General features: G+C 42.5%; 17 protein-coding genes and 1 pseudogene. 10 read left to right on the top strand and 8 right to left on the bottom strand.

The annotated features are described in order from the left end of the window. Positions 1-88 precede the first annotated feature (88 nt). Together Q0541_RS12940 and Q0541_RS12935 are read right to left on the bottom strand one after the other, a co-directional pair. On the bottom strand, positions 89-694 hold the full coding sequence (locus Q0541_RS12940; RefSeq protein WP_298910801.1) for an exopolysaccharide biosynthesis protein: 606 nt from the start codon (positions 692-694) through the stop codon (positions 89-91). A 68-nt stretch (positions 695-762) separates the two neighbouring features. Continuing rightward, complete coding sequence (locus Q0541_RS12935; RefSeq protein WP_298910798.1) at positions 763-1,647, bottom strand: lipid kinase; 885 nt, start codon at positions 1,645-1,647, stop codon at positions 763-765. Between the two features lie 565 nt (positions 1,648-2,212). Here Q0541_RS12935 and Q0541_RS12930 point away from each other — a divergent pair. Together Q0541_RS12930 and Q0541_RS12925 are read left to right on the top strand one after the other, a co-directional pair. After that, positions 2,213-2,335 (top strand): LysR family transcriptional regulator, encoded by a 123-nt coding sequence (locus tag Q0541_RS12930; RefSeq protein ID WP_298910795.1) that lies wholly within the window; start codon positions 2,213-2,215, stop codon positions 2,333-2,335. 7 nt (positions 2,336-2,342) lie between these two features. Beyond that, a complete protein-coding gene (locus Q0541_RS12925; protein WP_298910791.1) occupies positions 2,343-2,696 on the top strand; it encodes a hypothetical protein in 354 nt (117 codons plus the stop codon). A gap of 440 nt (positions 2,697-3,136) precedes the next feature. Here the strand turns inward: Q0541_RS12925 and Q0541_RS12920 are convergent, their stop codons facing one another. Continuing rightward, entirely contained in the window at positions 3,137-4,654 is a 1,518-nt protein-coding gene (locus tag Q0541_RS12920; RefSeq protein WP_298910788.1) for an ABC transporter permease subunit, read from the bottom strand. Positions 4,655-4,916: 262 nt separating this feature from the next. Between Q0541_RS12920 and Q0541_RS12915 the strand changes: the two genes are divergently transcribed. Next, positions 4,917-5,672, top strand: a complete 756-nt coding sequence (locus Q0541_RS12915; protein ID WP_298910786.1) for an amino acid ABC transporter ATP-binding protein — start codon at positions 4,917-4,919, stop codon at positions 5,670-5,672. Between the two features lie 57 nt (positions 5,673-5,729). Here the strand turns inward: Q0541_RS12915 and Q0541_RS12910 are convergent, their stop codons facing one another. Beyond that, positions 5,730-5,930 (bottom strand): hypothetical protein, encoded by a 201-nt coding sequence (locus Q0541_RS12910; RefSeq protein WP_273763239.1) that lies wholly within the window; start codon positions 5,928-5,930, stop codon positions 5,730-5,732. A gap of 183 nt (positions 5,931-6,113) precedes the next feature. Next, positions 6,114-6,806 carry a lipoyl(octanoyl) transferase LipB gene (gene lipB / locus Q0541_RS12905; RefSeq protein WP_298910785.1) on the bottom strand — a complete coding sequence of 231 codons (693 nt, stop codon included), beginning with the start codon at positions 6,804-6,806 and terminating at the stop codon, positions 6,114-6,116. A 620-nt stretch (positions 6,807-7,426) separates the two neighbouring features. On the opposite strand from lipB, the gene raiA reads away from it, so the two are divergent. Then, positions 7,427-8,074, top strand: a complete 648-nt coding sequence (raiA, locus tag Q0541_RS12900; protein ID WP_298910784.1) for a ribosome-associated translation inhibitor RaiA — start codon at positions 7,427-7,429, stop codon at positions 8,072-8,074. Positions 8,075-8,247: 173 nt separating this feature from the next. Here raiA and Q0541_RS12895 read toward each other — a convergent pair whose 3' ends face one another. After that, positions 8,248-8,709, bottom strand: a complete 462-nt coding sequence (locus Q0541_RS12895) for a peroxiredoxin (protein WP_298910782.1) — start codon at positions 8,707-8,709, stop codon at positions 8,248-8,250. Between the two features lie 119 nt (positions 8,710-8,828). On the opposite strand from Q0541_RS12895, the gene Q0541_RS12890 reads away from it, so the two are divergent. Both Q0541_RS12890 and Q0541_RS12885 read left to right on the top strand, forming a co-directional pair. Further along, positions 8,829-9,956 carry an acyltransferase family protein gene (locus Q0541_RS12890; protein ID WP_298910776.1) on the top strand — a complete coding sequence of 376 codons (1,128 nt, stop codon included), beginning with the start codon at positions 8,829-8,831 and terminating at the stop codon, positions 9,954-9,956. Positions 9,957-10,270: 314 nt separating this feature from the next. Beyond that, complete coding sequence (locus Q0541_RS12885; RefSeq protein WP_298910773.1) at positions 10,271-10,975, top strand: CAP domain-containing protein; 705 nt, start codon at positions 10,271-10,273, stop codon at positions 10,973-10,975. 554 nt (positions 10,976-11,529) lie between these two features. Here the strand turns inward: Q0541_RS12885 and Q0541_RS12880 are convergent. Both Q0541_RS12880 and Q0541_RS12875 read right to left on the bottom strand, forming a co-directional pair. Continuing rightward, a complete protein-coding gene (locus tag Q0541_RS12880) occupies positions 11,530-12,912 on the bottom strand; it encodes a carotenoid oxygenase family protein (protein WP_298910770.1) in 1,383 nt (460 codons plus the stop codon). A gap of 9 nt (positions 12,913-12,921) precedes the next feature. Beyond that, positions 12,922-13,488 (bottom strand): PadR family transcriptional regulator, encoded by a 567-nt coding sequence (locus Q0541_RS12875; RefSeq protein WP_298910767.1) that lies wholly within the window; start codon positions 13,486-13,488, stop codon positions 12,922-12,924. A gap of 475 nt (positions 13,489-13,963) precedes the next feature. Here Q0541_RS12875 and Q0541_RS12870 point away from each other — a divergent pair, with 475 nt between their 5' ends. From Q0541_RS12870 to Q0541_RS34430, 4 genes and pseudogenes are all read left to right on the top strand, one after another. Then, positions 13,964-14,377 (top strand): hypothetical protein, encoded by a 414-nt coding sequence (locus Q0541_RS12870; RefSeq protein ID WP_298910764.1) that lies wholly within the window; start codon positions 13,964-13,966, stop codon positions 14,375-14,377. 236 nt (positions 14,378-14,613) lie between these two features. Further along, positions 14,614-15,789: a hypothetical protein gene (locus tag Q0541_RS12865; protein ID WP_298910761.1), complete on the top strand. Its 1,176-nt coding sequence runs from the start codon at positions 14,614-14,616 to the stop codon at positions 15,787-15,789. Between the two features lie 196 nt (positions 15,790-15,985). After that, positions 15,986-17,425: a caspase family protein gene (locus tag Q0541_RS12860; RefSeq protein WP_298910758.1), complete on the top strand. Its 1,440-nt coding sequence runs from the start codon at positions 15,986-15,988 to the stop codon at positions 17,423-17,425. Continuing rightward, a pseudogene (locus Q0541_RS34430) lies at positions 17,419-18,246 on the top strand (tetratricopeptide repeat protein); the annotation flags it as partial. The gene Q0541_RS12860 and the pseudogene Q0541_RS34430, both read left to right, overlap by 7 nt.

The following is an 18,246-nucleotide window of genomic DNA, read 5'->3' as shown; positions in this document are numbered from 1 at the left end:
CCGGATATAGCAATCAATAAAGCGGATTAATAAATGGTAGATGCACCCTAATAAATTACATCCTTCAGCTTTTAGTTGAAGGCTTTTATTATTTAAATATAGAAGGCAGTAAACTGGGAGTTAACCATACTGCATAACCAAGAAATCCAAACAGCAAGGTAATTAGGACAGTAATGCCGTAGCTGATGCAAATTAATAAACCGTCAGATTCGATGGTGGCAACAGTCAAAAGTAAAATACCCACAGTGGGGATAGGATTTGTAAACGGAATTGGTAATATTAGTAATACTGTTAACAAAGAGATACAAAACCCATTAATTCGCCAAATCAAAGGATTATGGGCTATTTTTGCTAATCGGGGACGGGCGATTTTGTGTAAGATTTTGGTAAGACGTCCCAAATTTTGCAAAAGTAACTGGGCAAAAGGACGAGGAAATTTGTAGTTAGCGATTCTTTTCGGTAGCCAAGGCGATCGCCTCCCTAAAACCATTTGCACTGACAACAGTAAACAAGCACCACCAAAAGGGCCAGTTAATCCCGGTGGCATAGGAAATAAAAAGGGCAAAATTAATAATGTAATTACCAGGCTGAACCCTCGTTCTGAGGTTTCTGCCAGAACATCACCTAGAGTCAGCGGTTGTTCAGCTAGGCGTTCTAACAGGGACTTTATATCTTGAGAAAATCTCAGATGCATTTGGCGTGAGTTGATGCGAGTTCCCACATTTTTAGCAGAGGTAGATAGGGCAGAATAACTCCTAACTACTAACTCATGATTTCTGGAGGTACTAAAACAGCTATAGATTTAGGTATAACGCGAAAATGAGCAGGTGTGTAGGTAGTGATTTCACCATCTGTATTGATAGGGCGCGGTTTGTGAGTATGCACCTCTATTTCTTCACCTTGAAGAGAGCGTACACTCGGCCAATGTATATGTCGCCCTTCTCGCATTGCCGGGAATATTGGTATAATATGTAACCAATGTTTTATCTCCAAGCTATAGAGATCTAGCCTTTGGTCATCTATTGTGGCATCATGAGCCACTGCCATACCACCCCCGTAATAGCGGCCGTTACCCACAGCAATTTGCACTGTTTTCACACGAACTGATTCACCATTGATCACAATCTCCGCAGTAAAAGGTCTAGCTTCCCAAATCACTTGCAATGCAGTGGCAGCATAAGCAAATATTCCCCAACGGCGTTTGACTTGTTTGGTAAGTCGCTGGGTAATTTTTACACTCAATCCCATACTGGCAACGTTAAAAAAGTGCTTGCCGTTCACCCAACCCAAGTCGATGCGGCGAAAATTTCCATAGGCAATAATTTTGCAAGCTTTGCTGAGGGAATTCGGGATTCCCAAAGTCTTCGCTAGGTCGTTGGCAGTTCCCAGAGGCAAGATTCCCAAGGGCAACTGAGTATCAACTAAAGCATCTACTGCGGCATTGAGAGTCCCATCTCCTCCACCAATGATTACCAAGTCAACTTGATACTGATAGCGAAATATAACTTCAGCAAGATGTTTGGGGTCTTCTGTAAACTCCTCAATTAAATCAAAGCCGAGTGTCTTCAAATATTGAATTGCTTCCAACAAACCCTTTTGCCCTTGGCGGGCATGACGATTTACTAACAGCAGTGCGCGGGAACTCATGGGTAGTACCTTTTGTAGTTAATAGTTCCAATTATCCGCATCCATGTATTCTGCTTGAAGTTGACTATAAAAAAGTGTTTAAGTTGTTATGACCGTTATCAACAATTCATTTCGTCAATACTTATAATGTTATGATTACTAATTTTTAATTTATATTTTATCTAGTTTATCTTTATTAACCCTCAGTGTATTAATATTAACTTAATATAATTATAACTCACTAAATGACTGCGTTTAAGTATTTTTATTTATGACAGAGATATTTATGCCAATATTATAATACCCAGAAAATAATGCTAAACAATAGGATATTTTTTGTTGTATAGATACATATTTGTATAAATACTATTAATAGTTATAATTATTTAACTTTTGGCTGAGAAGACATTTATTTATATATATTAATTCCTGCTGTGGCAGATTGGAAATTGTCTACGACTCGGAAGGCACTATTTATACTAATTCCTTCTATAGGAATCCGGTTTAATTTTTGAACAAGGTTAGGTATTACCTTTTTGCCACAATAAAGTCAGGATATGTATAATCTTGTTCTTGTCAATTGACCATGAAATTCTTCCAACTTCGAGCCATAGTTGCAGTAGCAGATCGTGGTAACTTTAGTGAGGCAGCCTTAAAATTGCAGCTTTCCCAGCTTGCGATTAGTCATGCGATCGCCACCTTAGAATAAAAACTAGGTGTGCCTTTATTTACCAGAGGGCTATCCACCGGTTTTGCTTCCTTCCACACTCTGTGGACGCATTCTTCACAACCACTTGAAGACTTTAGCAATCCCAATAAATACTGCTAGCGACATCCAAGAAGATTTTACAGTCGTTAGTATGGTCAATCAAGGACTGAGAGCAGCTATTATGCCTCATTTAGCAGCTGTGCCTATTCCCCCAAAGGTACAATACAGTTTACCTGCACCGCTAAAGAGAGTAATTGCAACTGCAATTCTATCTGATGCCCTCCATGTGCTTGCGGTGTTTACATTTTTGGAAATGTTGAACAAATTTGATTTTTATAGTTTAGCTAAATCCACTTATTAACAATAAAAAATTCACTGAAACAACAGGCGTGCGACTTGTACTCATTCAGGCTTAGTACAGTATTTCATTAATTCGTAGCGAATGAAATTTGGCAATACCCTGCAATGCCAATGCGTCAGCTTACATTGCAATGCATCGGTTTGCATTGTTAATGCGTCAGCTTACATTGCAATGCATCGGTTTGCATTGTTAATGCGTCAGCTTACATTGTCAATGCGTCGGCTTACATTGTTAATGCGTTAGCTTACATTGTCAATGCATCGGCTTGCATTGTTAATGTGTCGGCTGCATCGTTAATGCGTCAGCCTACATTGTTAATGCGTCGGCTGCATTAAAAACGTTACGCTTTTACGCAAAACTGTACTTAGTGCTTACCCTAAAAGTTAATTTACATTGGCAATTCTAAATTAAAGTAAGTCTGAAAAATCACTTAAAAATTATTAAGTATCGTACTTCCTCCGCCGCTTAACCGGATTCATCCACACTTCTAAGCGACTAAATGCCTGTGAAGAAAGTAACGTCAAACATAAATAAACCACCGCCACAGCCGCATAAATTTCAAAAGCGCGATAATTATCGGCGACAATTAGCTGTCCTTTGCGAAACAATTCTTCAAAACCAATCACTGCAACTAAACTTGTATCTTTCAACAAACTGATAAACTCATTACCTAAGGGTGGGATCATCCGCCGGAAAGCTTGGGGAAAAATTATATAACTCATTGTTTGTACAGAACTCAAACCTAATGACTGTGCTGCTTCTGCTTGTCCTGTTTCAATTGATTGAATCCCAGCACGGACAACTTCGGCAATGTATGCAGCACTATTCAAACTTAAGGCAATTACCCCAGCTACCAAACGATCAAAAGTAAATGTTAAACCAAGTTCTTGTAAAATTGCTGGTAAACCGAAGTAAATCATAAAAATTTGCACTAACAAAGGCGTTCCCCGGAAAAAATCCACATACGCCCTCGCCACCCAACGCACAGGTGGAACATGAGAAAGGCGGACAATACCAATCAGAGAACCCCCAATTAAACCAAACACTACAGAAAGTATTGTCAATTGCAACGTTACCAAAGCTCCCTGTAATAAAGTCGGAAAAGCCTGTAAAATCACACCAATTGAGGTTAATATTTTAGGTGCGCCAGCGCTAGTCTGGTTCTCAAATGGTGATTTAACTGGTAATGATGGCGGCTTGGCTTTAAACCATTTTTGATAAATTTGGGAATAAGTCCCATTTTTTAGTACTCTATCCAAACCGTTGTTTATTAATGCCAAATTGGGGGAATTTTTAGCTGTAGCAATCCCGTAAAACTCCTCCGTCAGCAATTGCTGTACTATTTTAATTCCCTGAAGATTTCCCGTATTAATAGCATATAAAGTTACTGGTGCATCATTGATTACCGCATCCACATTACCATTGAGCAATTCTTGCAGGGCTAAAGGTGCTGAATCAAAACTGCGAATTTGCACTCCAGGAATACTCTTAGCCTTTGCAGCCCCAGTTGTACCAACTTGTACCGCAATTTTTTTATTTTTGAGACTGTCAAAGCCAGTAATATTTTGATTGTCTGCGCGGATTGCGATCGCTAACCCAGCTTTAAAATAAGGGTGGGAAAAAGAAATCGTCTTCGCCCTCTCCTCTGTAATCGTGATCGAACTAATCGCCGCATCTACCGTTTTGGCTGCCAAAGCTGGGATAATGCCATCAAAAGGCAGACTTTGAAATTCTACTTTAAAGTTAGCAGAGGAAGCAATCGCATTCATCAAATCAATGGAAAAACCCTGTAACTTACCACCTTGTCCTTGAAACTCAAAAGGTGGAAACGCAGGTTCAGTAGCAACCCGCAGAGTTTTCCCACCACTAGGATTCACCCCACAGCCAGCCAGTAACAAACAGCTAAAACCTACAACCACACACCAGCGCAGCCAACAGATAAAACTAAATTTAGCCATATTATATTCTCTCCCCCTCTGCGCTCTCTGCGCCTCTGCGGTTCGTTCAAGTTATATCTTGCAACTGTCCAATCTCCCGCCAAAAAATAAATTTCACAGGCTTTTAGCTAAAGTCTACTTCAATAGACTAAAACCCTTACTTAGTCTTCTTTAGAAGACTTTAGCTAAAAGCCTCAGAATTCATTCTGAGGCGTTTTTTAGGACTGCTGCACGTCTACATTAAAAACCTTACAATCAACTGTAGAATAGCTTGAGATAAGTAATGAACAATACCATCCCCGCCATTATTTTTGACAACATCGAAAAAAACTTTGGTTCCCTAAAAGTCCTCAAAGGAATCACAGGCGAAATCAACCGGGGAGAAGTTGTTGCAGTTATCGGTTCCTCCGGCTGTGGTAAAAGTACCCTACTACGCTGCTTTAACCGCCTAGAAACCATTGACAAGGGGCGTTTAATAATCAACGGGATCAACTTATCGCGACCCACTGTCAACTATAACCAACTGCGGCAACTACGAACACAGGTAGGTATGGTTTTCCAACAGTTCAACCTGTTTCCCCATCTCAGTGTCCTGGAAAATATGACACTCGCCCCTCGGAAAGTTTTGGGAAAAACACCGAAGGAAAGTGCCCAATTAGCGAGATTATATTTAGAAAAAGTCGGCTTATTTGACAAAGCCTCTGCTTATCCCGAACAACTTTCTGGCGGACAAAAGCAACGAGTAGCGATCGCTCGTAGCTTATGTATAAATCCCCAAATCATGCTATTTGACGAACCCACCAGCGCCCTAGATCCCGAACTCGTCGGCGAAGTTCTGCAAGTGATGCAGCAATTGGCAGCAGAAGGGATGACAATGGTGGTTGTCACCCATGAAATGCAATTTGCGCGGGAAGTAGCCCATCAGGTGATATTTTTAGACCAAGGTATTGTGACAGAACAAGGCCCAGCTTATGAAGTACTGACCAATCCGCAGAGCGATCGCCTACGTATTTTCCTCAGTCGCCTCAACGTTAGATAGTTAGGAGTTAGAAGTTGTCAATTAAAGGTTTTTTCATAACTCTTCACTCATAACTATTTAAAGGTACTCGCGCAAGAAATCAAAGGGATCATCTTCCCAACAAGGTTCAGGTATCAGCCAAAATAAACTACTGTTGATATCGGCTTCAATTTCATCACCGTCGTCTCTATCAAATAGTTCTATCAAAGCTATCCAATCACCTTCTCTCAGAAACGTTAACGATGGGGCATATACCTGGAGATTATTTGAGTAATTCACGCGCAAAGTTGTGCTTGAGAGCCGTAAAAAGTTAGTATAGAAATTTGTAAATAATCAGATTATAGCTTTGATAACCGTAGTTAAATAGTTATTTTGATACTATTAAATATGGACTACTCTGATGAGTGTCTCACAATTTAAATAGGACTGCTATAGTATTTATTACATAATTACAAGCTGAATTTACTCAAACCGGAAAAATTCTTGAGGCTGCGACTCGACTAATTCCACGTCAAAGACTTCGCCAAAGGACTGGGCTAGATAAAAACGCACTTCTTGGCAAGTGATTCCTGGAATCCATTCAGCTAAACTGCCTACAGGTTTATCAGAAATACCGCAGGGGACAATGCGCTCAAAGCCTGTCATATCAGGACAAACATTTAATGCAAAGCCGTGCATGGTAATCCAACGGCTAACTTTAATCCCAATAGCCGCAACTTTTCGCCCTTGCAACCAAACGCCAGTAAAAGCCGGAATTCTTTCTCCCTGCAATCCATAAACTGCTAATAGGCGAATTATGACTTCTTCGAGTTGCCGTAAGTACCAATGAAGGTCTTTATAATAACGTTGCAGATTTAAAATTGGATACCCTACCAGTTGACCGGGACAATGGTAAGTAACCTCACCGCCGCGTTCAACTCGATGCACATCATATTCACCTTTGTCAATATCAAATTTGAGAAAATCTAAGTTAGCTCCTTGTCCCAGAGTGTAGACAGGTGGATGTTCTAGCAAAATTAACACGTCATCTAGACTGGGGTCATGGATACGCTCAGTCAGGAGCGATCGCTGCCATCCATGAGCATCCAAGTAAGGCATTAATCCTTGGTTATACAGCAAACAACGGTTTTGGTGTGGTTCTAAACTATGGATCATGCCAAAAATAAACTGGGATTGGGAACAAAATATATTTTAAGTTAGAAGATTTGAGTCAACAATTGTCAAGCTTTGCAAAGGATTTTAAAGGAAAGTCAAAGGAAGCTGCATTAGAAAATACAAAGTGCTAGCTTGAATATTAACCTCAATAGGTTTTTAGGAGGAATTCTCTGCAATAAGCATCACGCCAAGACAATAAGAACGAATGTACTGGCTGATGACTCTAATTATATTGTTTGCATTTAAAACAGAATCAAACTTCCACAAAAACTCGTGTTCTTGCTCAACAGTGAGCAAACCTCAATCGAACACAGAAGGAGCAACTATCAACAGTTCTGTGAGCGTTCCTTGAAAAGAGAAGGTAGTCACGGGAGCTACCACTCAAATTTCCTCACAAAAGAGTTCTATGTGGAAATCCAATTTGGATATCAGCGCAGAGATGAGGAGGGAAATCAAGGGTATACTTGACAACAACTCAGATGCAGGAAGCTTAGAGACAGCTTACCAGCAGTACATACAAAGAGTTCACAATTTGTTTTGGCGGCAGTAATAGACCTTACCGCAACTTCTTTTCATACAAAGCAAATTCACACATCCAAATATTCACCGGGAGAGTTTACATGAAGCTTGTCATCCACGGCAAAAATATTGAAATCACCGATGCAATTCGTGAATATGTACATCAAAAAATTGAAAAAGCAGTTAGTCACTTTCAGAACATTACAAATGAAGTGGATGTGCATCTTAGCGTAGCCCGTAATCCCCGAATTAGTCCTAGACAAGCGGCTGAAGTAACTATTTATGCTAATGGTAACGTTATCCGTGCGGAGGAAAGCAGCGAAAGCCTATATGCCAGCATTGACTTAGTTGCAGATAAAATTGCTCGTCAACTGCGGAAATATAAAGAACGGCGTCAAGACCAGAAAACTCAAGCCCAACCAACAGAAGTAGTTGTTGCAGAGTCGTTAGTCACAGATTTAATTGGCGATCGCACCCCCGAACTACCCAACGAAGTTGTGCGTACAAAATATTTTTCCATGCCGCCGATGACCCTTGCAGAAGCCTTAGAACAACTGCAACTCGTAGGACACGACTTTTATATGTTCCACAATTCTGAAACTGGAGAGATTAATGTAATTTACGAACGTAACCACGGCGGTTATGGTGTGATCCATCCCCGCAATAGTAACGGTCATACTAACGGCAAGAATGGCAAGTCAACCCACGCTAATATTGTCATGCCGGAAAAATCGCATTCAAATAAATAGAAAGTAGGGGCTAGTACCGCAAGGCGGAAGTCAAAAGTCAAAAGTCACTCATTCAAAAGTATTACGGAATGGGCTTTTCAGGGTTTTTAATGGTTGCTCTATTTCCGCCGTGACGTACTAGGGAGATCGGGGAGATAAGGAAGAAATAACTCCTCCCTCCTCACTCCCAACTCCTACTTAGCCGCAAGCTGTTGCAAAGTTTTCAGTGCTTCCTCAACATGTCCTTTAAAGTTAAACATTGAGTCAAATACGTATTGCACAATTCCTTGTTCGTCAATGACGTAGGTAACGCGACCAGGGAATAAGCCAAAAGCCGCTGTTGCGCCATATAGCTTCCGCACTTGGTCGCCTTTGTCAGTTAACAGAGTAAAAGGTAGATTGTACTTTGCAGCAAATCGCTGATGAGATTCGCTAGAGTCAGCACTCACGCCGACAACTTCAGCGCCAGCGGCTTTAAACACTTCATACTGATCACGAAAGGCGCAGGATTCAGATGTACATCCGGGTGTGTCGTCCTTAGGGTAAAAATATAGGACAACAGCTTTTTTGCCACGAAAATCTTGGAGGCTAATTGTTGAGCCGTTTTGGGCAGGTAGAGTGAAATTAGGAGCGGTATCTCCAACTTTGATTGGCATAGCGAGTGGTGGTAATTACTTAATAAAATTTTACCTTGTATCCTAAGTCTATAGATTTTGCTTGATTAAGTGCATCAAGCGGAGTAGCTTAGATACTCATCTAAGATAAAATTCCGCTTATGCGCCTAACTTCACTAGATGTTTTTCGCGGCATTACGATCGCTGGGATGATTCTCGTCAATATGGCGGGAGTCGCTGATGATGTATATCCTCCCTTAGCCCACGCCGATTGGCACGGTTGCACACCAACTGACTTGGTATTCCCCTTCTTTCTCTTCATTGTCGGTGTAGCGATGACTTTCTCGCTGTCAAAGTACACTGAAGGTAATAAACCAACCTCAACTATTTACAGGCGCATTTTACGCCGCGCTGCCATTCTCTTTGGGTTGGGATTGCTACTAAATGGCTTTTGGAATCAGGGTATTTGGACTTTTGATTTGAATAGCATCCGCATTCTGGGAGTGTTGCAGCGCATCAGCCTTACCTATCTGCTGGCTTCTTTAGCAGTTCTCAACCTGCCGCGTAAAGGTCAATGGATACTAGCAGCAGCGCTACTCATCGGCTACTGGCTAACGATGATCTATTTACCAGTGCCCGATTATGGTGCAGGAGTGCTGACACGGGAAGGTAATTTCGGCGCTTATATTGACCGCTTGATTATTCCCAAAGCACATTTATACAAGGGTGATGGTTTCAACTTTATGGGAGATCCAGAAGGACTTTTCAGTACTATTCCTGCGATAGTAAGCGTCCTCGCTGGCTATTTTACTGGTCAATGGATACGCAGCCAACCTGTACAGTCACGCACAAGTATAGGCTTAGGATTATTTGGAGTTGGTTGTTTAATTATCGGTTGGGCATGGGGGTGGACATTCCCCATCAACAAAAAGCTGTGGACAAGTTCCTATGTAATCTTCACCAGCGGTTGGGCGTTACTTTTGCTAGCAGCTTGTTATGAACTGATCGAAGTCCGGCTGAATCGTCGCTGGAGTAAACCTTTTGAAATTATGGGCTTAAATGCGATCGCTCTTTTCGTTCCATCCGTTTTGTTGATTAAAATCTTAGTGAAAACCACTATCGGCACAGGCAAAGACGCTCCTAGTACCTACAATTGGGTTTACCAGAATTTTTTCGCATCTTGGGCGGGAGTCCTGAATGGTTCCCTGTTGTTTGCCATAGTCACCGTGTTGTTGTGGTGGGTTGTTGGTGTTCTGATGTATCGACAACGTTGGTTTCTCAAGGTGTAAATTTCAAAGCAGGTGGAAGAAAATGAAAAGATTTTTGTTGTTATTTACGTTTTAGCGTTAGCAAGGTTACTACAGGTATTAAGTAATATTTTTGTAATTCCTTAGGAACAAAGGCGATTGCAGCTTTATCAATATCTATATAATGCGTTAATCTGGGCTTTCGTTAGCGAATCTACTAAAGTTCTGATGTCTGAGAACAAGCTGCTTCCACAGTTCCCAACGGCAAAAGCGTCTACAGACAACTTTTTGTGTTGAAAATTCAAATTTTCTGCTAATTCACTAAATTAATCCCTAGAAAAATTGTGAGGTAATGAATGCGTCGCCTGAAATTTTGGGTATTTTTGCCATTTACCTTGACATTCGGCTGCTCAAATCAAATGTTTCAATCTAACCCATCTGTGAGAAACTCTAACCCAGCAGTAGTTCAACCAGCCAGTCCGACTTTATTAGCAAAGGCGAGTTATCTTTCACCACTGGAACAACAGGTAATTGTTGAAACAAATAAGGTACGAACAAATCCCAAAGCATACCTCCCGATTCTGGAAAACTATAAAAAGCGCTTCCAAGGTAACCGAGTCAAAATTTCTAATAATTTTTATTTACAGACTCAAGAAGGAGTCAAAGCAGTCGATGAAGCGATCGCATTTCTGAAATCAGCACATCCTGTGGGAGCGTTGACTGCATCTAAAGGTATGTCTTTAGGAGCAAAAGACCACGCTAAAGACCAAGGCCCAAAAGGTGCCGTAGGTCATGATGGTAGCGATGGTAGCAACCCCTTTACTCGCATCAACCGCTATGGTAGATGGCAGACAACCGCAGGCGAAAATATCAGTTATGGTTCCAAGACTGCTCAAGATATCGTCATGCAGTTAATTATTGATGATGGTGTGAGCGATCGCGGTCATAGAAAAAACATTTTTAACGGCGCTTTTAAAGTGTCTGGCGTTGCTTATGGAAGTCACAAATCATATAGAACAATCTGTGTAATTGACTACGCTGGGGGGTATAGGGAAAAATAATATGAGTCGGAAATAGTGAATGGAATTCGTGGCTACACGAACAAAAGCTTAAGAGAAAGCAAGGGGATTTTGCCCCTTGTTTTAAACCGTGCAGCCGAGTAAAGCCTTGCTTAAACCGCGTCCACCTTGAAAACTGTAGTTCTTTCCGTATGAAAAGAAAAAACCCTCATCCCCCAGCCCCTTCTCCCAATATTGCCAGAAGCGGAGCCGGAAATAAGTCCCTCTCCCTACTTGGGAGAGGGATTTAGGGTGAGGGCAAAAACTACGGTTCTCAAGGTGGACGCGGTTTAGTACCAGCATTTCATTAATTCGTAGCGAATTAAATTTGGCAATGCCAATACATCCCTCTGCATTAAAAAACGCTACGATTATTATGCAAAACTGGACTTAGACGAGCTAGTGCATTGGGGAGTCAGCGCGGTCTTCTCCCAAAGGGAAAGGCTAGTACCTGCCGTAGGATGCCCAAAGGGCTGTAGGAGGTTTCCCCATGAGCGACTAACGTCCGGCGAACCACTCTTGTTGCAACTGGCGTGCAGTTTCTAACTGCTATTTAGCTATTCCTCAGCAACCCAAGTACCATGAAACCCATAAGGCACCCGTTGAGGAATTATCACCCGCGCTACAGGTTCAGCGGTCACATCTTGGGCATTTACTACTACTAATTCTGAACTGTTTGAATTCTCATCGTAAACGAAAGTCACAAGCCAACCATCATCTTCAGCAATTGCACCAGAACGCGGCGCAAATACAGCTTCACTGCCATAGCGTCCCTGTCCATGTTCGTGTATTTGGGACTTTCCACTGCTGAAGTCGTACTTGATGATACCTTCAAATAAAGCTACGGGAGTGTACACTATTTTGTTGGTGTAGCCATATCGGTTTTGTCGCCCCAATAGATTTTCGTTGATGCGGGGAAATTCTGAAACTACATCGTCCAATATCTCCTCACGCACTGTTCCCGTGCTGAGGTTAAATCGCCAGCGATACAAACGGGGGATATCTACTTCCGGATCGGGTTGCGAATCACTAGAAATCAAAACACTAGTAGAACTCATCCGACAGGCAATAAGCACTACTTCCTCTCCCTCTTCGTAAGCGTTGAGAGTATGGAAGACGTAGCAAGCAGGACTCTCAAACCACCGGATATTACTGTTGTCACCGTGACGTGGTAAAATGCCAAAACGACTGGGGCGATCGCGCTCAAACATCATCACAGGTTCTCCCCGTTGCGATCGCTCGGCGCTAAAAGTCAGCGGCAAATCCATAAAAATTGTATAGTTTTCAGTGATGGCGAAATCGTGCATTATCACCCCAATTGGCAGGTCAATTGGCACTGTCCGCAACAGTTCGCCTTGTGCTGAAACCACACCATATTGCAGGTACGGTGGCGTAAACACAGAGTAGCCAAAGAAGATCATTTCGCCCGTCACCGGGTCTACCTTGGGATGGGCTGTGAAGGCAGAAACTAGCTTGCCATTATAGGTGTACTCGCCAATGGTGTCTAATTCCGGAAGCTTGATAGCGTGAGGTTTACCTCCCTCGTTCAGCGCTAACATTTGACCAGCGTGCCACACTAAGGCAGTATTGGCGGTGTTTTTGCCGGGACCGTGGGGATTATCAATTTGCGGTGGTTCTAAGAACCCACTCCAGAGAGCCTTACCCGCTTCTCGTTCTTTTTTCCATCCGGCTGTCTGCACATAGCGGTTACGATAAGTCGCTACGCCGTTGCTAATTCGCACACCATGCAACATCCCATCTCCATCAAACCAGTGATATTGACCGATGGGTGTCCATTGAGGGTTAGGGCCATTCCGCACAAACATCCCCGATAAGTCAAGGGGTAATTCACCGATGACTGGCAATTTGTCAGTGGTGATTTCTTCACGGATTGGAGCAAAATTGTGATCGAGATAAGGATTAACTGCTATTGTTACCATTGTCTTAATTTATAGAATCTGGTAATGTGATGCATATGGCTTTTGGTGATTGATAACACTGATCGCTATCTTCAACCAATCAATATAAGTCTGTTCTCTTCGGATCACCAACTCCAGCACAAGCCTTTGCATGACTTGCTCACGGTTGGCAGACTGATCACTGAGTGATGGCAAATCGATGGTTTCACATTCAGCAAGCTTTTTGCTTCGAGCCGCCAGTTGTTGCTCCAGTAGGTGAATAATCGTTTCATTTGACAACTGATCTGCAAAATGCAACTGGACTAGCATTGGTTCTCGGATAGTCGGTAAGAGCTGATGAGTCCCAAGCCATTGGGCAAATTCCGCTTTCCCTGGCTCCGTCACACTGTAAACTTTGCGGTTGGGGCGATCGTGCTGAATCTCAATCTTACAGGTAATCCAGCCTTGCTCAACTAGCTTATCGAGAGTTCTGTAAATTTGTGCCTGGTCTGCTGGCCACAAATGGGCAATGTATTGATCAAAGCAGCTCGTTTTCAGGTCGTAGCCTGTCATTTCTTGCTGCTGAAGAAGACCTAGAATTACATATGCTAGCGACATTAAGACGGTTTTCCCATAATTGACATTTTCTCGATAGATTCTATGACTATGTACTTCTTATAAGTTTATGCTAATATATGATTAATCAAATATAAGATATAACGGCTATAAAAAGATATGTTGATTGTCATGCGTCTTAACAAAGAAACCGAATATATGAACTGAAGTTGGGCAGATGGCTAATGGTGCTGTTTGCACAAGAGAGTGATGAAGTAGCGATGTATTTTGAGTGCCGCTTCCGTACCCCTATGGGATCTTGCTACGTGGAGCATCAGTCAACAGAAGGGAAGTGAGAAGTTCTGATCAGAGCGGCAAGCCTCCTGGTGAGCCTCTATGCCACCATTGGATATGCTACTCATCGCTAGTGTATCACTCAACAAACCAGTTGTTCGCTACAGTCTATTCGTGATAAAAATATTGACGCAGAAATTATTTAAGCCATTTGAAGACTATTGTAATCAGAGGATGGGTAACATTGACTTCTAACACACTTTCACAAAGAATACGTCAACATCAATATTTACGTGATTTACGAAACAAATTACTCCACCTTCACAAGACGTTGCTGGAGACAGAACGCATTGCCTACGAACAGGTTAGTGGACGAGTATCAAGCGGAGAACTACTTCAGCTAGTTATCGCTCATGAACAATTTGCTTGGCTACATCGCATTTCTGAGGTGGTTGTGCAAGTTGATGAAATGCTCGAAGCAGATGAACCGATAGCGATGGATGATTTTGAAAAGTTGATTGCTGATGTCCGCACGCTGATTGTACCGTTAGAGACGGGCAATACCTTCGAGAGAAAGTATTACAACGCTCTCCAGCGCGAACCTGGTGCTGTGTTGGCACATGCGGAAATATCAAGATTTCTCACGTCTAAGGTTTAAGGGTAACTGAGAGCGATTTTCAATAGCTACACAGTGGATTTTATCTGAATAAACCCCAGTAAGTAGGGTGGGCATTACAATGCCCACCCTATGATTTCTCGCCTTGTCCCCTTGTCTTTTTCTTCAATTTTTACGGGAAGTTATCTTGTATCAGATAACATGATCATGAATAATACAGAGGAGAAGCTTCGCGTAGGCATAGCCCAACCCAGGCATCGCTAGCCATCCTTATCACAATGACCACCGTAATATTTGTACATGGCACTGGCATTAGAGAACGAGAATACAACGATACCTTTAAGATAATTGAGCAAAAGATTCACGCTCAACGTCCTGATATCAAAGTTGCTCCCTGCCTTTGGGGTGCATTAGGTGCAAAGTTCAATGATAATCGCGCATCAGTGCCCTTGGAGGATGCCACACTGGCTTTATCTCAGCCAGAAGAAGACGCAGATATTGTCCTGTGGGGGCAATTATACCGCGACCCTCTGTATGAATTGTGGCTGTTGTCTTTGAAACCTATTAAGTCAGGAAATGCTTTTGGGAAAAAACCAAGGGATATTTTACAATCTCGTGTAGCGAGTCTCACACCGACATCTCAACTGGAAGCTAAGTTACAAGAGGCGGGAATTGCAGAGGTATTTGAACAAGCACGAGAGGCGGTTATCCACAGTGAACCGTATAAACGGGCATTGCTCACAGTTTCCGAATCTGATTTGAGTGAATATTATGCACCAATAGTTAGGGCATTTGTCGCTCAAGCAATGTTTATTAGCGAACAGCAAGAAAAATTTCCCCCGATACTCACCGATGCCCAATTGCGGGATAAAGTTGTGGAATTGCTGACTCTGGCTTTGACAGAGGCGGAGTTAGGATTGCGTGACTCGGTTATTAAAGCCATTGTTGGACTAGCGTTGCCAATCGGAACGAATTATGTCAGAGGAAACCGCCTTGAGTTAACTGATAAAATTTCGCCTATGCCTGGTGATATTTTGTTGTATCAGACGCGGGGTGAAAAAATCAGGACGTTTATCCAGGAACAAATTGAACAAGCAGAACAGCCAGTGGTTTTACTCGCCCATAGCTTGGGAGGTATCGCTTGTGTAGATTTGCTAGTGCAGCAGCAGTTGTCTCAGGTGGAATTATTGGTAACAGTTGGTTCCCAAGCACCATTTTTATATGAGATTAACGCCCTCTACAGCTTAGAATATGGGCAGTTATTACCAGAGCATTTCCCTCAATGGTTGAATATCTACGATTTGCGGGATTTTCTCAGTTACGTGGGTAATAGAATTTTTCCTGATAGAGTGCAGGATGTGCGAGTGGATAGCAGACAACCATTTTCCCGTTCCCACGGTGCTTATTGGAGAAATCCCGAAACCTGGGAGGCGATTATTTCGAGGTTGCCATAATGGTTTACCCCACCCTAACCCTCCCCTTGTAAAGGGGAGGGAACTAGATTTATTGTTTTCCCCCTTGGCAAAGGGGGATTAAGGGGGGTAATTCAAGTGTGTACACCATAGATTCCCTGCTAGGGAAGGAGGTTAGGGGATTAGGGGGTTAGGTCATTTTCCATAGGAGGTGAGAAACTAAATCATCATGCAGTTGATGGCTAAACCTGAGCGGACTTTTGGGTTAATTGTGGGTATTGAAAAGTACCACGAATCTGAATGGAATGTGACGGGTGGGGGGCCAGCCGATGACGCGCTGAAATTTGCTGATTGGCTGCATCGGCGCGGTGTGCCGAGGGAGAATATCCGGTTATGTTTATCAGCACTGGAAGAAAATCATCAGTTAATTGGGGAATGTGGGTTAACTGTAGAGTTAGCAACAGAGCAAAATATCTCCGACATTGTGACTAACTTTTTATCCCCAAAGTCGGGGGATTTACTCTACATTTTTTGGGCGGGACATGGTTTGATTACCTCAGAACGAGAGCGTCGGTTGATTTGTGCTGATGCAAATAAACAGAATTGGCAGAATTTAGATTTGAATTCTTTATTAGTTTTGTTGGGTTCCGATAAATTTAAGATTCGTAATCATATTTGTATTATTGATGCCTGTGCCAATTATGTTTTAGAGTTGGATGGAAGACCAACTAACTTAGGTGGCAAAGTTTTTTTGAGTGGTGAGCCAAGGACAGATACTCAACAATTTGTGTTACTGGCTACGCGGGAAGGAGAGCAAGCTAAGGTAAATTCTGAAAATAAAACAGGATACTTTTCTCAAGCTGTGCAAGAGGCTTTCGCTAAAGCTAATGGGACTTTTCCGCCGGATATGAGGGAAGTTACCGAGGCAGTTAAGCAGCGATTTAACGGTTTAGATAAAAAACAACTGCCGACTTATTTTTATTCCCGCAGTTGGGATGGAGATATTGAAAAATCTCATTTCAACCCGTTTGATATCCCGCATAATATCCAACAGAGTCAAGCTCGTAAATTTGTTGGGAGGGATGAGCAAATAGAACAATTACATCAGCTATTGCAAGCAAATGATGTGGTGGCAATTACCGATGTGACTGGGCAAGGTGGGGTAGGTAAAACAGAGTTAGCTATTCAATACTCATGGCAATATTTGGAAGATTATTCTGGCGGGTGTTGTTGGTTAAATCCCCAAGGTATTGATTTGGGAACCCAGTTAGTAGAGTTTGGAGTTGTGAATTTACCTGACTTTAATCCACCGGATGGATTAAGCCTAGCAGGTCAAGTTGCTTATTCCTGGAAGAAGTGGCAAGCTGGCAAAGTTTTATTAATATTTGATGATGTCAAAGACTGGAAGCAAATTCAACCCTATCTGCCACCCAAAGGTTTTCGGTTTAAGGTGTTGATTACCACTCGTCAAAACACAGGGTTAATATATCCATCACTGCCGCTAGGTGAGTTGTCACCAAAGGCAGCCTTAGAATTATTAGCAAAGCTATTGGGGGATGAATATGTTCAACAGGACACAGAGACAGCAAAAAAACTTTGCGAATATGTCGGTTATATCGCCATTGGAATTTACCAAATAGCGGCTATCTGCCGTAAGCCAGGGAGAGTATTATGCTAGCAGACATCCTCGCACAGCTACAAAAGCAAGCATCAGCACGCGAGTCTGGTGTAGCAGCAGCTTTTGAGTTGAATTGGCAAAGCTTGGAACCAGAGGCGCAAAAATTGGCTTGTCTGTTGAGTTTGTTTGCTTTGGCTCCTATCCCTTGGTCTTTGGTAGAATCAGCAGCAAGTTATAGCCATTGGGAATTAGACCTCAAAGCTAACTGCACTATTTTAGTTGAGCGTTATTTGCTGCAAGAATTGGCAGAGGACACCTACCAAGTTCACGAACGCATTCGGGAATTATTGCAGCAGAAGTTAGAAGAGTTAGCAGAAGCTGACGAACTTAAGCGTGGCTATTGTCAAGCAATGGTAGCAGTAGCTGAGGATATTCCTCAGACACCCACATTGATAGAAATTACTCAAGCAACTCTTGCCATCCCTCACCTTGCGGAAACTGCCACAGTTTACCAAGCTTGGTTAAGCGATGATGATTTAATCTGGCCTTTTGTAGGCTTGGCTAGATTTTACGAAGGTCAAGGAGCATACGTGCAAGCTTTACCTTGGTATGAGGAAAGTTTATCAGCTGCTAAAAAACGTTTTGGGGATGAACACCCCTCTGTGGCAACTAGCCTGAACAATTTGGCACTCCTCTACAATTCACAGGGAAGGTACAGCGATGCCGAACCTTTGTAAATCGAAGCTTTGTCGATGAGAAAACGCCTGCTGGGGGATGAACACCCCGATGTGGCATCTAGTCTGAACAATTTGGCAGAACTCTACAGTTCACAGGGAAAGTACAGCGATGCCGAACCTTTGTATATCAAAGCTTTAGAGATT

It is taken from the genome of uncultured Nostoc sp., from assembly GCF_937863485.1.
Lineage (GTDB): Bacteria > Cyanobacteriota > Cyanobacteriia > Cyanobacteriales > Nostocaceae > Nostoc.
The sequence above is the reverse complement of the archived record's forward strand: the minus strand, read 5'-3'. Positions and strand labels throughout refer to the sequence as shown.

Excerpts from the sequence above, each read along its gene's own strand:
- Q0541_RS12885 (WP_298910773.1), top strand. The coding sequence starts at position 10,271 with ATGCGTCGCCTGAAATTTTGGGTATTTTTGCCATTTACCTTGACATTC.
- Q0541_RS12915 (WP_298910786.1), top strand. The coding sequence starts at position 4,917 with ATGAACAATACCATCCCCGCCATTATTTTTGACAACATCGAAAAAAAC.
- Q0541_RS12880 (WP_298910770.1), bottom strand. The coding sequence starts at position 12,912 with ATGGTAACAATAGCAGTTAATCCTTATCTCGATCACAATTTTGCTCCA.
- Q0541_RS12920 (WP_298910788.1), bottom strand. The coding sequence starts at position 4,654 with ATGGCTAAATTTAGTTTTATCTGTTGGCTGCGCTGGTGTGTGGTTGTA.
- Q0541_RS12890 (WP_298910776.1), top strand. The coding sequence starts at position 8,829 with ATGCGCCTAACTTCACTAGATGTTTTTCGCGGCATTACGATCGCTGGG.
- Q0541_RS12860 (WP_298910758.1), top strand. The coding sequence starts at position 15,986 with ATGGCTAAACCTGAGCGGACTTTTGGGTTAATTGTGGGTATTGAAAAG.
- lipB (WP_298910785.1), bottom strand. The coding sequence starts at position 6,806 with ATGATCCATAGTTTAGAACCACACCAAAACCGTTGTTTGCTGTATAAC.
- Q0541_RS12940 (WP_298910801.1), bottom strand. The coding sequence starts at position 694 with ATGCATCTGAGATTTTCTCAAGATATAAAGTCCCTGTTAGAACGCCTA.
- Q0541_RS12875 (WP_298910767.1), bottom strand. The coding sequence starts at position 13,488 with ATGTCGCTAGCATATGTAATTCTAGGTCTTCTTCAGCAGCAAGAAATG.
- raiA (WP_298910784.1), top strand. The coding sequence starts at position 7,427 with ATGAAGCTTGTCATCCACGGCAAAAATATTGAAATCACCGATGCAATT.
- Q0541_RS12865 (WP_298910761.1), top strand. The coding sequence starts at position 14,614 with ATGACCACCGTAATATTTGTACATGGCACTGGCATTAGAGAACGAGAA.
- Q0541_RS12935 (WP_298910798.1), bottom strand. The coding sequence starts at position 1,647 with ATGAGTTCCCGCGCACTGCTGTTAGTAAATCGTCATGCCCGCCAAGGG.
- Q0541_RS12930 (WP_298910795.1), top strand. The coding sequence starts at position 2,213 with ATGAAATTCTTCCAACTTCGAGCCATAGTTGCAGTAGCAGATCGTGGT.
- Q0541_RS12895 (WP_298910782.1), bottom strand. The coding sequence starts at position 8,709 with ATGCCAATCAAAGTTGGAGATACCGCTCCTAATTTCACTCTACCTGCC.